The organism is Streptomyces sp. DG1A-41, assembly GCF_037055355.1.
Taxonomy (GTDB): domain Bacteria; phylum Actinomycetota; class Actinomycetes; order Streptomycetales; family Streptomycetaceae; genus Streptomyces.
In genome coordinates this window covers 3,317,012-3,331,091 of the sequence record NZ_CP146350.1, presented here as the reverse complement: position 1 = coordinate 3,331,091, position 14,080 = coordinate 3,317,012, and the positions used below count along the sequence as shown (strand labels likewise).

At 72.8% G+C, this 14,080-nt stretch carries 11 protein-coding genes, 2 tRNA genes and 1 pseudogene; 5 read left to right on the top strand and 9 right to left on the bottom strand.

The window, feature by feature from the left end; all coding sequences use genetic code 11:
- Positions 1-5 precede the first annotated feature (5 nt).
- Positions 6-953 carry a D-2-hydroxyacid dehydrogenase gene (locus V8690_RS15420; RefSeq protein ID WP_338779303.1) on the bottom strand — a complete coding sequence of 316 codons (948 nt, stop codon included), beginning with the start codon at positions 951-953 and terminating at the stop codon, positions 6-8.
- Between the two features lie 198 nt (positions 954-1,151).
- Between V8690_RS15420 and V8690_RS15415 the strand changes: the two genes are divergently transcribed.
- The 4 genes from V8690_RS15415 to V8690_RS15400 all read left to right on the top strand — a co-directional run bounded on the left by V8690_RS15415 (position 1,152) and on the right by V8690_RS15400 (position 4,363).
- Positions 1,152-1,967, top strand: a complete 816-nt coding sequence (locus V8690_RS15415) for an aspartate/glutamate racemase family protein (protein WP_338779302.1) — start codon at positions 1,152-1,154, stop codon at positions 1,965-1,967.
- Positions 1,964-2,692 carry an aspartate/glutamate racemase family protein gene (locus tag V8690_RS15410; RefSeq protein ID WP_338779300.1) on the top strand — a complete coding sequence of 243 codons (729 nt, stop codon included), beginning with the start codon at positions 1,964-1,966 and terminating at the stop codon, positions 2,690-2,692. The genes V8690_RS15415 and V8690_RS15410 overlap by 4 nt, the downstream gene beginning before the upstream one ends.
- Positions 2,693-2,918: 226 nt before the next feature.
- Positions 2,919-3,188: a hypothetical protein gene (locus tag V8690_RS15405; RefSeq protein ID WP_338779298.1), complete on the top strand. Its 270-nt coding sequence runs from the start codon at positions 2,919-2,921 to the stop codon at positions 3,186-3,188.
- Positions 3,189-3,265: 77 nt separating this feature from the next.
- The gene (locus V8690_RS15400; protein WP_338785362.1) at positions 3,266-4,363 is read left to right on the top strand and encodes an LLM class flavin-dependent oxidoreductase; all 1,098 of its coding nucleotides are present in this window, start codon (positions 3,266-3,268) and stop codon (positions 4,361-4,363) included.
- On the opposite strand, the gene V8690_RS15395 is transcribed toward V8690_RS15400, so the two are convergent.
- Positions 4,339-6,198 (bottom strand): EAL domain-containing protein, encoded by a 1,860-nt coding sequence (locus tag V8690_RS15395; protein WP_338779296.1) that lies wholly within the window; start codon positions 6,196-6,198, stop codon positions 4,339-4,341. The genes V8690_RS15400 and V8690_RS15395 overlap by 25 nt on opposite strands.
- Before the next feature lie 277 nt (positions 6,199-6,475).
- Here V8690_RS15395 and V8690_RS15390 point away from each other — a divergent pair, with 277 nt between their 5' ends.
- Positions 6,476-7,771, top strand: coding sequence for a M6 family metalloprotease domain-containing protein (locus V8690_RS15390; RefSeq protein WP_338779294.1), 1,296 nt, complete (start codon positions 6,476-6,478; stop codon positions 7,769-7,771).
- 92 nt (positions 7,772-7,863) lie between these two features.
- Here V8690_RS15390 and V8690_RS15385 read toward each other — a convergent pair.
- The 7 genes and pseudogenes from V8690_RS15385 to V8690_RS15355 all read right to left on the bottom strand — a co-directional run bounded on the left by V8690_RS15385 (position 7,864) and on the right by V8690_RS15355 (position 14,079).
- Positions 7,864-7,937 (bottom strand) — tRNA-Lys (locus V8690_RS15385).
- 260 nt (positions 7,938-8,197) lie between these two features.
- A tRNA-Lys gene (locus tag V8690_RS15380) sits at positions 8,198-8,271 on the bottom strand.
- Between the two features lie 271 nt (positions 8,272-8,542).
- Positions 8,543-9,319: a bifunctional DNA primase/polymerase gene (locus tag V8690_RS15375; RefSeq protein WP_338779292.1), complete on the bottom strand. Its 777-nt coding sequence runs from the start codon at positions 9,317-9,319 to the stop codon at positions 8,543-8,545.
- A gap of 135 nt (positions 9,320-9,454) precedes the next feature.
- On the bottom strand, positions 9,455-9,823 hold the full coding sequence (locus V8690_RS15370; RefSeq protein ID WP_306966778.1) for a hypothetical protein: 369 nt from the start codon (positions 9,821-9,823) through the stop codon (positions 9,455-9,457).
- Positions 9,824-10,012: 189 nt separating this feature from the next.
- Positions 10,013-11,347 carry an AAA domain-containing protein gene (locus tag V8690_RS15365; protein ID WP_338779289.1) on the bottom strand — a complete coding sequence of 445 codons (1,335 nt, stop codon included), beginning with the start codon at positions 11,345-11,347 and terminating at the stop codon, positions 10,013-10,015.
- Positions 11,344-12,937, bottom strand: a pseudogene (locus V8690_RS15360) (hypothetical protein). The gene V8690_RS15365 and the pseudogene V8690_RS15360 overlap by 4 nt, the downstream one beginning before the upstream one ends.
- Positions 12,928-14,079 (bottom strand): hypothetical protein, encoded by a 1,152-nt coding sequence (locus tag V8690_RS15355; protein ID WP_338785361.1) that lies wholly within the window; start codon positions 14,077-14,079, stop codon positions 12,928-12,930. The pseudogene V8690_RS15360 and the gene V8690_RS15355 overlap by 10 nt, the downstream one beginning before the upstream one ends.
- Between the last annotated feature and the right edge of the window lies 1 nt (position 14,080).

The window sequence follows — 14,080 nt, the reverse complement described above, 5'->3', positions numbered from 1 at the left end:
GAACGTCAGTGTCCGGGTACATACCCGCGCTGCTTGTCGACCACGTTCTCCAGCGGCTTTCCGGCCGCCCAGAGCTCATAGAGCTCCACGAACTGGGCGCCGAGCTCGTCTCGCCAGCCGACGATGTCGCCGCTCATGTGCGGGGACACGATCAGGCCCGGGACCTGCCACAACGGGCTGTCGGGGGTCAGGGGCTCGGACTCGAAGACGTCCAGGGCGGCGCCCGCGATCCAGTGCTTGGCCAGGGCCTCGGCGAGCGCGTCCTCGACGACCAGCTGGCCGCGGCCGACGTTCACGAACCGGGCGGACGGTTGCATCACGCCGAAGCGCCGGGCGTCGAACATGCCCTGCGTCTGATCGGTGAGCGGCGCCGCCGCGATCACCCAGTCGGCGCGCGCCAGCAGCCGGTCCAGATCCTCCGGGCCGTGCACGCCGGTGCGCGGAGTGCGCCCGACGAGCGCCGTCGTGATGTCCAGCGCGCCCAGCGTGCGGGCGATCGCCCGGCCGATCGGCCCGGTGCCGACGACGACGGCCCGGCTCCCGGCGACCTTGTGCGACTCGCGGTGCCGCCAGGTCCGCTCCCGCTGGAGCTCCAGCGTGCGCGGCAGGTCCTTGGCCATGGCCAGCACGAGTGCGGCGACGTACTCGGCGATCGGCTGGTCGAAGATGCCGCGCGCGTTCGTCACCACCGTGTCGGAGGCGGCGAGTTCCGGGCACATCAGATGGTCCACACCTGCGCTCGCCGTATGCACCCAGCGGGGCCGCGGGCCTTCGCCGGGCCAGGCGTCCCGCACGGCGCGCGAGGTGAAGTCCCACACCAGCAGGACATCCGCACGCGGGAGGCGCGCGGCGAGACCCTCTGCGTCGGTGTGTTCGATACGGGCGTGGCCGGTGAGGCGCCCGAGGCGGGGGAGGGGCTCGGTGTCCAGGACGAGGAGGGTGGGGATGGGCATGAGCAGCCGTTTCTCCAGCCGTGCGGCGGGGGCGGCCTGCCTCCGGAAGGCGGCCGGTGACGACGAGTTAACACGGTGTTGACCAAGGAATGGCCCGGGCGGATTGACCACGCTCGCACCCGAACCTACCGTCGTCAACACGGGCGTTCCCACGATCCGTTGCACACTCGTTGCCCAGTGTGAGGCCGGTGCCCTGCCATGGACGTCTCATTTCTCGGCGGGCCCAGCCCGCAGCGCGGGGTCGGCGTCGTCGCCCCCTTCGACTTCGCACTCGACCGCGAGCTGTGGCGCTGGGTGCCGGACGAGGTCTCCCTGCACATGACACGAACACCGTTCGTGCCGGTCGAGGTCAGCCTCGATCTGGCCCGCATGGTCAGCGAACACCAGACGCTGAGCGAGGCGGTCCGCACGCTCAACGCGATCGCCCCCGAGGTCATCGCCTACGCCTGTACGTCCGGCAGCTTCGTCGGCGGCGTCATGGGCGAGCGCGCGATGTGCGAGGCGATGAGCCGGGCGGGCGCCGTACCGGCGATCACCACCTCGGGCGCCCTGCTGGAAGCCCTGGTGGAGCTGGACGTACGGCGGGTGGCGCTGGTCACGCCGTACACGGTGTCGGTGACGCAGTCGCTGGAGGCGTACGTCGCCCAGGCGGGCGTCACGATCTCCGGCTGTGCCTTCATGGGCCTGACCCGGCACATCTGGAAGGTCCCCTACCGGGAGGTGGTGGACATGGCGCGGCAGGCCGTACGCGACGACGCCGACGCCCTGTTCATCAGCTGCACCAACCTGCCCACCTACGACGTCATCCCCCAACTGGAGGCCGAGCTGCGCATACCGGTGATCTCGGCCAACCAAGTGACGATGTGGGCGGCGCTGCGCCGACTGGGTACCCGTGCGGTGGGACCGTATCAAGCGCTGATCAATCCGGACGCGCGCGCCGGTCTCGGAGCGCCGGGGGCGAACCCCGGCCCCGTCGTGCCGGAAGAAAAGCAGCAGCAGGAAGGCTGGACATGACAGCACTGGGATTTCTCTACCCGGGCCACTCGGCCGAGGACGACTATCCGCGCATCGAGCAGTTGCTGGGCAGCGACATCCGGGTGGACCTGGTGCACACCGACATCGGTGAGGACGCGCACCGGGTGGACGCGCTGCTCGAGATGGGCTCCGCCTGGCTGGCGGCGGGCGTGCAGGAGCTGCGGCACGCCGGCGCGGACGCCGTGGTGTGGGCCTGCACCAGCGGCAGTTTCGTCTACGGCCGGGACGGCGCGCAGGAGCAGGTGCGCGCCCTGGCGCAGACGGCCGGCATGCCGGCCTCCTCGACGTCCTTCGCCTTCGCGCACGCGGTACAGGAGCTGGGGGCGCGTCGGGTCGCGATCGGCGCGACGTACCCGGACGACGTGGCCCAGCTGTTCGCCGAGTTCCTGCGGGCGGACGGCGTCGAGGTCGTCTCGGTGAAGAGCTCCGGCATCATCACGGCCGCCGAGGTCGGCACCTGGGGCGAGGCGGAACTCCTCGCCCTGGCCCGGCACTCCGACCATCCCGACGCCGAGGCCCTTCTCCTGCCCGACACGGCCCTGCACACGGCGGCCCACATCCCGACCCTGGAGAAGGAACTCGGCAAGCCGGTCCTCACCGCCAACCAGGTCACGGTCTGGGAGGCCCTCCGCCTCGCGGACCGCCGCGTGAACGCGCCGGAACTGGGTGCGCTGTTCACGAGGGAGCCGATCGTCCAGGCGTGAGCGGGCCTGTGAACGGCTTTTGAAGCGACGCCCGGAATCGGTCCCACCTCTTCGGCGGGGCAGATCCGGGCGTACGGGGTGAACTGCCCGCCAAGAGGTGAGGAACCCTCAACTCCGCTGTCCCGTCGGGCGCTTCAGTTGACCGAAAGCGTGTTCCTCTTCCGTCGTCCACCCCGTGCACACTGGCCACGTCCGCAGCCAGTCGTACCGTGAAGGACGGTCCCCGATGGCCGAACCGGGTCAGATCAGATTCCAGGTAAGCGCTGTCCGGCTGTTCGGGTGCCTGCTGTGCTGGAGCCTGGCCGCAGCGATGATCACCGCCGCCGTGGACGCCGTCCTCGATCCGCAGGCGAGCTGGTGGGGTGCTGTGTGGTCGCTGCCCTGGTGGCTCGCCTGCGGAGCCGCCCTGGCGTGGGCCGTTCTCCGTGTCCGCGAGAAGGCGGCCCGGCGGCCCCCGTACGGCGGAACGCAGAGCGACTGGGCGCAGGCAGCCTGACGCTCCCCAACCGGGGAATAACCGGAGACAGTCCCCTGTTGAGGCCGGGACGACAGCAACGGCCCACAGCAGGAGGCATCCCCGTGGCGGCAGACGAGATACGCGGCGCAGCGCAGGGCAGCGCCCCCGTCCCCCTCTCCGTACTGGACCTGGTCACCGTAGGGGCCGGCCGCACCGCCTCCGACGCGCTGCGCACCAGCGTCGACCTGGCCCGCCTCGCGGAGGCCCGCGGCTTCCACCGCCACTGGGTCGCCGAGCACCACTCCATGCCGGGCGTGGCCTCGTCGTCCCCGGCCGTGATCCTGGCCCACCTCGCCGCCCACACCGACCGCATCCGCCTCGGCTCGGGCGGCGTGATGCTGCCCAACCACGCCCCGCTCGTCATCGCCGAGCAGTTCGGGACGCTGGAGGCCATGGCCCCGGGCCGCATCGACCTCGGGCTCGGCCGCGCGCCGGGAACGGACGGTGCCACGGCCGCCGCCCTGCGCCGCACCGACCGGCGGGGCGAGGGCGCCGACGACTTCCCGCAGCAGCTCGCCGAGCTGACCCGGTTCCTCGACGACGACTTCCCCGACGGGCATCCCTACCGCCGTATCCACGCCGTACCGGGGCCGGTCCAGGCCGCGTCCCCCGGCGGCGTCCAGTCCCCGCACCGCCCGCCCGTCTGGCTGCTCGGCTCCTCCGGCTTCAGTGCCCGCCTGGCCGGCGCCCTCGGACTGCCCTTCGCCTTCGCGCACCACTTCTCTGCGCAGAACACCGTTCCGGCCCTGGACCTGTACCGGGAGTCCTTCCAGCCGTCGGCGGTCCTGGACGAGCCGTACGCCCTTATCGGCGTCTCCGCCCTCGCCGCCGACGAGGAGCGGGAGGCCCGCCGGCAGGTGCTGGCCGCGGCCCTCGGCATGGTCCGGCTGCGTACCGGACGCCCCGGCCTCGTGCCCAGCCCCGAGGAGGCGGAGGCCTACGAGTTCAGCCCGATGGAGCGCGAGTTCGTCGACTCCTGGAACGCCAACGTCATTCACGGCACCCCCGACGAGGTCCGCTCCGGCCTGGACGACCTCGCCAAGCGCACCGGCGCCGACGAGCTGATGATCACGGCCAACGCGCACGGCGGCGACGTACGCGTGCGCTCCTACGAACTCATCGCCGACGCCTACGGGTTGCCGACGCCCGCCTGAACGCCGGGCGTGCCCAGCAGCTCGGAGATACGATCCGGCGGCACCGGACGGGAGTACAGCCAGCCCTGTCCGGTGTCGCAGCCGATGCGCCGCAGCCGGGTCGCCTGGGCCGAGGTCTCCACGCATTCGGCCGTGACGGTCAGCCCGAGCCGGTGGGCGAGCTGGATCATCGCCTCGACCACGACCTCGTCGGCCGGGTTCGGACGGGTGGTTGTGTCCCGGTCGTCGTACTGGAAGCCGCGGACGAAGGTGCCGTCCAGCTTCAGTACGGACACCGGCAGGCGGCTGAGGTAGGCCAGGTTCGAGTAGCCCGTGCCGAAGTCGTCGATGGCGATGCGTACGCCCATGTCGCTGAGGGCCTTCAGGGCCTGGAGCGGCAGGCCGGCCGAGCCCATCACCGCCGACTCGGTGAGCTCCAGCTGGAGCAGGTGCGGCGCGAGGCCCGTCTCGGCCAGGGTCTGAGCCACATCCGCCACCAGGTCGGAGTCCCAGACCTGACGCACCGCCACATTGACGCTCACGAAGATCGGCGGCTCGTCGGGGTGGTCCAGCTGCCAGCGACGGGCCTGTCGGCAAGCTGTCCGCAGCACCCAGCGGCCCAGCGGAACGATCGAACCGTCCTCCTCGGCCAGTCCGATGAACCGATTGGGCGTCAGTACGCCGAACTGCGGATGGTTCCAGCGGATGAGCGCCTCGACCCCGTGCAGCCGGTCGTCCTCCATGCCGACCAGCGGCTGGTACTCCAGCTGGAACTCGCCCCGGTCGATGGCCGGCCGCAGCGCGGAGGCGAGGGCCTGGCGGGTCATGCGGTGGGCGTTGCGCTCCGGGTCGAACAGGGTCCAGCGGGACTTGCCGTCGGCCTTCGCCCAGTACAGCGTGGTGTCCGCCGCCTGCATCAGGGCGGTCGGGGTCGTCCCGGCCGCGTGCCGCTCCACCACGCCGATCGACGCCGAGACCGACAGCCGTTGCCCGGCGATGTCGAACGGGTGCTGGACCGCCTCCAGTACCGACTCGGCGAGTTCGGCCAGTTGTTCGGTGCCCGTGGAGTCCTCGACGAGCAGCGCGAACTCGTCACCGCCGAGCCGGGCCACCAGCGGGATGCTGGGCCTGGAGTGGCCGGCCTCGTCCGCGCAGTGCGTCAGGCGCTCGGCGACGGCCGCCAGCAGCCGGTCGCCCACGCGGTGGCCCAGGGTGTCGTTGATGGCCTTGAAGCCGTCCAGGTCCAGATAGCACAGCCCGATCCGGCCCGTGCCGCTCTGCTCGTACGACTCCGCCTCCAGCGCGGCCGACAGGCGTTCGAAGAACAGCGTGCGGTTGGGCAGCCGGGTGACAGGATCGTGCATCTGCAAGTGCCGTAGCCGGGCCTGGAGTTCGCGGCGGGAGCTGATGTCGGCGACGGACAGCAGGACGGCCCGGTCCTCGCCGGGCAGCGGGGTGACCGTCACCTGCACCCACAGCGAGTGCCCGTCGGGGCGTTTGAGGCGCCGCGTGCAGCGCAGCCGGGACTGCCGGCCGCGCAGCACCTCGCGGTACGCGTGCCAGGTGCGGGCGTCGGAGGTGAGGTCGACCAGGTCGGCGGCGACGGCCCCGGCCAGCTCGTCCGGGGCGGTGCCGAGCAGCGCGGCGAGCGAGTCGTTGGCGCTGACGACCGTCCCCTCGCGGTCGACGACGGCCATGGCGAGCGGGGCGGCCGTGAAGACGGAGCGGTAGGGCGGATGCGCCGGGGGCTCGGTACGGGAAGGCGTGTCGATCTCACTCTCTGTGACGGCCGGCCGGTCGAGGTCTGCCGCGGGCGCCGGCCCTTCGGAGGTTCCGCTCACCGCTCGCTCCCGCATGTATTCGATCTCTGTCCGTGCAGGAAAGGTCAGGAAAGTGTGCCGATCATAGATGCTGGCTCCGGGCCCTTCCAGCCGGTCATAAGTGTTCCCGGCCAGCGCGCCCTTCTGCCAGATCGTTTCTGCTCACGCCTGGACGGCATCTTCAGGCCCCCGACCAGTTGTGACGTTCTGTGAGTGTTTCCGAAGTGTCGGCTTCCGTGATTCTTCGACCCATTCACCCAACTGGTGCAGACAAACAGGACGCAGTACGACAAATCATCACAGGCTGGGTGCGGTGTCCCGCGAACCGTACCCGGAGGTACCCGTGCCGCGTCAGTTTCCGCGCGCCCGACTGCGCAGCACCGCGGCCGTGTTCACCATCATGTCGGCGCTCGCCGCGACCTCCCTCGGCACCGGCCCGTCCTCCGCCGAGCCCGACTCGGTCGCGCCCTGCGCCCTGACCCGCACCGACGCCCACCACTCGGAGGGCCTGGACACCTGGAACGCCGCCTATCCGCGTCCGGCCCGGGCCCTGGACGCGGTCATGGCCTTCCTGTCCTTCCCGGACGCCCACCCGCTGACCACGCCGCAGGAACTGATCGCCGACTACTTCCCGGACACCACCCGCTTTTTCGAACGCGCTTCCTACGGCCGTTTCACCCTGCGCCCGCACCCGCTGAGGCACTGGATCCAGATGCCGCAGCCGTCCACGGCGTACGCCATACAGCGCGACTGGAGCGCCGCGCACCGGGCCGCGTACCTGCGGGACGCGCTCTCCGTGGCCGACCCGCAGGTCGACTTCTCCCGCTACGACGTCGTGTACTTCGTCGCCGACCCGGACGCGCCCGGTGTGGACTCCGACGCGACCAAGGTGGTGAACCTGACGAGTCCGATGCGGGCCGACGGCACCGACCTGCGCCGGGTCGTCACGGTGTTCGAGCAGCATCCGCCGGACCGGCTCGTCCTCGCCCACGAGACCGGGCACGTGTTCGACCTGCCCGACCTCTACCACCGGCCCGTGGACGGCAAGGGCGACTGGGACACGCACGTCGGCGACTGGGACCTGATGGGCAGCCAGTTCGGACTGGCGCCCGACCTGTTCGGCTGGCACAAGTGGAAGCTGGGCTGGCTGGAACGGCGGCAGGTGCGGTGCGTGCAGGACGCCGGGCCCACCCGGCTGACCCTGGAGCCGCTGGCGGCCGGGCCCGGGGTGCCGGTGGCGGGAGCGGCCGGGGCGCCGGCCTTCGGTCTCGGGAGGGGGACCAAGCTCGCGGCGGTGCGTACGGGCCGCGACAGCGTGCTCGCCTTCGAGGCGCGCGGGCCGGCGGGCAACGACGTGGCCGCGTGCCGCCAGGGGGTGCTCGTGTACCGGGTGCGGGGCGAGGCGCAGTCCGGGGGCGGGCCGATCGAGGTGATCGACGCCCATCCGGGTACCGAGGCCTGCTGGGAGGACTCGGTCTACCCGCCCCTCGCGGATGCGCCGATCGCGGCCGGGGAGAGCTTCACGGTGCCGGGGGAGGGCGTCCGGGTGGAGGTGGAGGGGCGTACGGCTTCGGGGGCCTGGACGGTGAAGATCACGGTCGGGCGCTGAAGGTCTGGACGATCGGAGGGTCTGGAAGATCCGGAGGTCTGGAAGGCATGCGAAAAGGCCCCCCGCTGGTGCGGAGGGCCTCTCACTGTCTGTGCGCCGCCAGGGACTCGAACCCCGGACCCGCTGATTAAGAGTCAGCTGCTCTAACCAACTGAGCTAGCGGCGCCTGCTGACCGGATCAGTCTAGCGGACCTCGAAGGGTGCTTCGGACCGGGCCGCCGCGCCTCCGGCAGCGTGATCACGCGGGGACTCAATGCGATTCCTCCGCGGTGTGGTCCGGGGTCCCTGGTGCGTTCGATTCTCCGGCACCGTCCGTCCGGGGTGAATCCTCGCCGTCATGGCTTGGGTGTGACGGTTTCGTACGCCCGTACCGTCGTGGGCATGCGAAAAGGCCCCCCGCTGGTGCGGAGGGCCTCTCACTGTCTGTGCGCCGCCAGGGACTCGAACCCCGGACCCGCTGATTAAGAGTCAGCTGCTCTAACCAACTGAGCTAGCGGCGCCTACTGACGTCGTAGACGTTAGCACCCTGCTCGGAGGGAGGAAAAATCGATATCCGCACAGCTCCCCGAGCCGCCCGCACAGCCGCCCACAGCAACACCTCCGGCCCAGGCAACCAGGGCTGCCGACAGTCCGGCGCAACCAGCCACCGAGCCCCACCTCGCCCGGCAGCCCCGAACTCGGCGAACACCCCGTCGAAAGCGCCCTCGGCGTCGGGGGCCCACCCGAAGGGGGAAACGGCCGGGCCTGGAGCGGTGGGTGTGCCGGGAGATGCTAGCGGGCCGGGAAAACGCCCCCCGCGCCGGAGACCGCCCCGTCGTGGGAACCGGTCCCGGCGGGGGAGCCGGACTGATCGGCGGAGGCCGCCCCGGCGCGGGAGGCGGTCCCGTCGTGGGAAGCCGTCCCGCCGTGGGTACCGGTCCCGGAGGGGGAGCCGGACTGATCGGCGGAGGCCGACCCGGCCCCGGAGGCCGCGCTGGCGCCGGAGGCCGCGCCGGCGCGGGAAGCGGTCCCGGCGTGGGAAGCGGCCCGGCCCGGAGCGGTGGGTGTGCCGGGAGGGGCGAGTGGGCCGGGGACGGAAGACGCAGCGGTGGAAGCCGGCCCGGCGTAGGCGGGCGCCCCGGAGGGGGAAGCCGGCCCCGTGGGGGATGGGGATACGGTCGCGGCCGGGACGGTGACGGCGTCACCCGTGCCGTGGCACAGCAGTGGGGGAACAAACCTCGTACGACCGCCCGCGCCCCACTCCTCCCACTCCAGCAGCGCCGGCAGCCGCTGGGCCGTGCCCGGCGCGGCGAACAGCAGCATCCGGCCGCGGAGCTCCGCGACCGGCCCCGAGCCGGGCCCGTCGTCCCACAGCCGGTCGAGCATCCGCCGCCCGAACATCGCGGGTGCGCTGACGACGTCGAAGACCGATCCGCATGGCAGCACGACCGGTGCGTCCGGCCGCTCCTCCCAGAGGGCGAGCGTGCTCCGCGGATACGTTCCTGCCGAGGCGAGCCAGGCGGCCCCGTCCGGGGTGACATAGGAGGCGTTCCATGCGCTGCTGCTCATGGCATCCATGTCTACCGGCCGTGAACGCGCGGTTCCCGAGGGTTGCGGGAAATCGGGACAGGAGGGGGTGGGAGGGAGTATCTTGCCCGCCTGGCATATGCCACGGAGATCAGCAGGGCCGCGGAACCCCGGGGCTCACACCGGGTCGACAGGCCCCCGGCCCTCGCCGCCGCCCCGCATCAGGTCCCGCCCGAACTCGACCATCTTCTTGGCGTAGTCCTCGGTCCACTCGGCCCGCTCGGCGATGTCCGCCGTCGTCAGCCGGTCGAACCGCCGCGGATCGGCCAGCTGCGCCGCCGCGATCGCCTGGAACTCCACCGCCCGGTCCGCCGCGGCCCGGAACGCCAGCGTCAGCTCCGTCGCCCGGGACAGCAGCGCGCGGGGATCGTCGATCGACTCGAGGTCGAAGAAGTGCTCAGGATCGGAGGCCGCCTCCGCGGGCTCGAAGAGCAGGGGCGCGGGGCGTAGCCGCGGTTCGTTCCGACGCGGCGTGGGCTCCGCCATGTCTACTCCTCCTCGTACGTCGCGCTGACCCCCTGGGTGGAGTGGGCCACCGTCCATTGTCTCGCGGGCGCGCAAGTGGGCATCGCGGTAGTGGGTACGGATGCGACACCACCCGGCGTTCGTCACGGCTGCCAGGACACGTGATGTTCGGCCAGATGCGCCGACACCGCGTGTGTCCGCTGGTGGGGGTCATGGCAGCCACACCACCCGGTGTTCCGCCAGGTGTGCCAACACCGCGTGATTCGCCTCCCAACCGTCAGGAAACTTCACCACCGTCCCCAGCTGCACCGGCTCCGTCGACGGATAGTCGTCCAGCAGGTCGCCGACCCCCGCCCGGCACACCACGACGCACGCGTGCCGGTGGCGGGACGCCAGGACGCACAGGCGGCCCGTCTCCAGGTGGAAGGCCGTGGCGTCGGGGCGGCCGGAGAGGGGGTGCAGGACCACCGTGACGTCGTACTCGCGGCCCTGGAGCCGGTTCGCCGTGTCCACGACCACGTCGGTGACGCCGAGGTCGGCGAGGGCCGCTCGGACCGCCGCCGCCTGGTCGCGGTGCGCCGTGCCGACGGCGATCCGGTCGGCGGTCAGGGGAGAGGGGTCGGCTGAGCGTTCCGACGTCGCCGCGCCGCCCCGGTCCAGCAGCCGCCGTACGACCGCGGCCACCGCCCGCACCGCCTCCGGGTCCGTGCGCGGCGTGTGCCGCGCGGGCAGCTCCAGCAGGCCCCAGCCCGACTCGGCCGCCTCGTCGATCACCCGGTCGGGGCCCGAGCCGTCCGACGGCACGGCGAAGGACAGGGCGCGGTCGCCGTGGCCGGTGCCGCTGCGGAACGGCGTGTACGGGTAGAAGGCGTCCGAGACCAGGGGCGCCGCGGAGGCCGGGAGCCGCCAGGAGACCGGCAGACGGTGCTGGGGCAGGTCCGGGTTGTGTGCGAGCAGGGTCGTCACCGCCGAGGCCGACGGATCGTACGCGAGGCCCGCCCACTGCTCGCTGCCCACGATCGCGAACGGGTCCAGCTGCCCCGGGTCGCCCACGAACAGCGCCCGCTCGAACAGCCCGGCCACCGCGAGCAGCGCGTCCGAGCGCATCTGGTACGCCTCGTCGACGATCGCGTGCCGCCACGGCTCCTCGGCCTTCACATGTGCCCACTTCGCCGCCGTCGAGAGCACCACGGCCAGCCCGGCGAGATCGGCCGCCTTCGCCGACTTGCGGACGTTCTCCAGGCCGTCGAGCGCCTTGTCGTACGGGTCGGCGTCGCTGCTGTGCAGCCGGCCCACCGGCAGCTCGGGATTCTTCTCGGCGAGCCGCAGGACCAGGTCGTCGACCTGGGCGTTGGTCTGCGCCACCACCATCAGCGGACGGCCGGCCTCGGCCAGCTCCAGGGCCGCGCGGACGACGAGCGTGGACTTGCCCGCGCCGGGCGGGGAGTCGACGACGACACCGCGCGCGGTGCCGTGCAGCGTGTCGTGCAGGATCGCGTCGGTGGCCCGGGTCGCGGCGGCGGAGGGATCGAAGACCGTCGTCACAGCACGTCCTCCGCGGTCACCGGGTCGGCGGCCTCCAGGGTCGCCTCACCGGGCGGCCCGCCGTGCGTCCAGGGAGTCTCCTCCGGGTCGGGCAGCTTCGCGCCGCCCCGCTGCTCGTGCTCGAAGAGCGTGAAGCAGACCCGGTCGCCCTTCTCCGGCACCGACCCCGGCTCGGGCTCCTTGCCCCGGCCCATCTTGTCGAGGACCCGCAGCACGACGTACGCGCCGTCCTCCTCGGCCCCGACGAACTCCGCCGACTGCGGCTTCCCGCCCAGCGACCGGTACACCTTCGTCCGCTCCCCGAGATGCGGCCGGTCGTCCGTGCGCACGGTGACCAGGGGGCGCGGGCTGGGCCGCTTGCCCTCGCCGTACGCCATCACGACGTCCGTGACCTCACCCGCGAACGCCTCCCCGGACAGTCGCCGTCCCGCCATGACCAGCGGGTCGTCGAGGGCCTCCTGCGCCTCCAGCCGTGCCTGTTCGCGCTCGCGCGTGGCGAGCTTGTTCGCCGCGGTGACCGCGTCGTCGCGGCGCGGCTGCGGCGGCTCGCCGGCCAGGACCCGGTCGCGGTGGCCGGTGAAGGACCAGCGGTCGCGGGTCCAGCGCTCCTCGGCATGCGCTCCCCCGGGCAGCTCCCGCAGCAGGTCGAGGCCCTGCCAGACCTTCTCCCAGGTGGGCAGGGTGCGGCTGAGCACCAGGTCCCGGATCTCCCGCTCGGCGGCGGTCAGCGCACCGAGCCTGTCGTCGGCCTCCAGGCCGTCCTCGGCGGCGCCCAGGGCCGTGCGGGCACGGTCGTAGCGCTCGATGGCCGGGGCGAGCAGTTTGTTGTCGAACGCCGGGTCGGTGGCGGGACCGGCCGGGGGACACGTCAGCTGGCCCTTCGCGTCCCGCTCCAGCTCGGCCCGCAGCGCCGCCTCGGCGCCGGTCAGGCCCTCCGGCGGGTCGATCCAGGCGAGCAGCGCCCCCAGGTGCTGGTCCTCCAGCGTGGACTGCCCGGTCGCCCAGTGCCTGGCCCAGTACGTCCGTCATGGCCAGCAGCAGTGAGGAGCCGGGCACCCGGGCGCGCTCCCCGAAGTGCGTCAGCCACCGCCCGAGCAACGGCACCCTCGGCGGCGCCGGATACGGGGCTTCCGGATCCTGCTCGGCCGTACGCCGGAAGCGCATGGAGCGCCCGAGCAGCCGCACGAGGTCGATGCCCCCGCGGCTCGGCACGATCAGTTGCGGCGCGTCCGCGCACAGGTCGACCTCGACCTTGACCCGCTTGCCGGTCTCCGGGTCGGTCTCGGTGCGCTCGGCGGCCTCCACGACCTCGGCGTACGCGTCGACGTACGGCAGCACCACGTCGGCCAGTTCGGCCAGGAACGCGAACCTGAGGTCGCGGTCGCGGGGCTGCGGGACGACCAGCAGACGCGGCGCGTCCCGGTCCGTGCCGACCAGCGCGCCGAGCGGGGCGCCGGCCTCACCGGCGGTGGTGAGCGGCACGAACACCAGCGGACGGTCGGACAGGTGCCGGTGCCGGACGGTCGCGGCGGGCTGGGCGCGGCCCGTGCTGACCGCCTCGAGCCGGGCCAGGGTGGAGATCAGCGACACGCCGCCTCCAGCGCCTCGGCGCGCAGGGCCGCCGCCCGCCTGAGGGCCGCCACCGCCGGATCGTCGGGGTCGCCCGCCTCGCCGCGGGCCGCCGCAAGGACGTCCTCGACCGTTGTCAGACCGCCGAGCTCCGCCCGCACCGGCCGCCCGAGCGAGGTCACCGCGCCCGACTCGCGGGACCGGGCCCGGCAGTGGAAGGCCAGCTCGCACGCGGACAGGCACTCCGGCGCGTACGTCGCCGGGACCGACTCCACGGCGGCCGTCAGCTCCTCGGCGGGCAGCTCGGGGGAGAAGCACGTGCCCTCGGGGAGCGTCTCGGCGATGTCCTCGATGCGGGTCAGCCGGGTCAGCTGGCGGGCCGTCACCGCACGCTGCTTGCGGATGTCGACGGCGGACGCGGCCGGCAGGTTGGAGAAGTCCCTGGGGCAGACGAGCAGGATCCGGTGCCGCACGCGCGGGGACGGAGCCCTGACCTCAGCCGTGCTCGACCCTTCGGGCCTGTGCGCGCTCGCCCCCTCGACACCGGCGCACCCCTCCGGCTCGGCGCCGAGCCGCGCGGCGACCTCCTCCAGCGCCAGCACGTACACCGCCGCCTGGCGGGCCGCCGCCCCGACCTTCGCCGGGTCCGCCGAACCGTCCAGCAGCGGGAACGACTTGATCTCGACCACGGTCCAGCTGCCGTCCGGATGCACCACGACCGCATCCGGTTCGAGGAACGCGGGGGAGCCCGCGACATCGAGCGCGAGCATCGGGTGGTCGAGCAGTGTCCACGCGCCCGGGTGCGCGGTGGCCTCCCGCAGCTCCAGCGCCGTACGGGCCGTACGCCCCTGGGGACCGGGCGCGGTCAGGTCGGGCACGCGCGCCTCGGCGGGCGGCTCGGCGGATGGGTCCAGCTTCTCGTGCACCAGCCGCAGCAGCTCCGCGCCGCTGTCGGCCTTGACCCGCGCCTCGAACGCGTTGCCCCGTGTGAGCGCGAACTGGGACTGCCCGAAGGCGGACGGCGAGCCCAGCGCGCTCGCCAGCGCCGCCTTGTTCACCCCGGCGCCGTCGAGGATGGCGCGCCGCGCACACCCGGGGTTGGCGGCCAGTGCCGCCAACGCGCGCGCGTCCAGGGCCTTCGCCGGTACGTCGGGACCGCGCAGC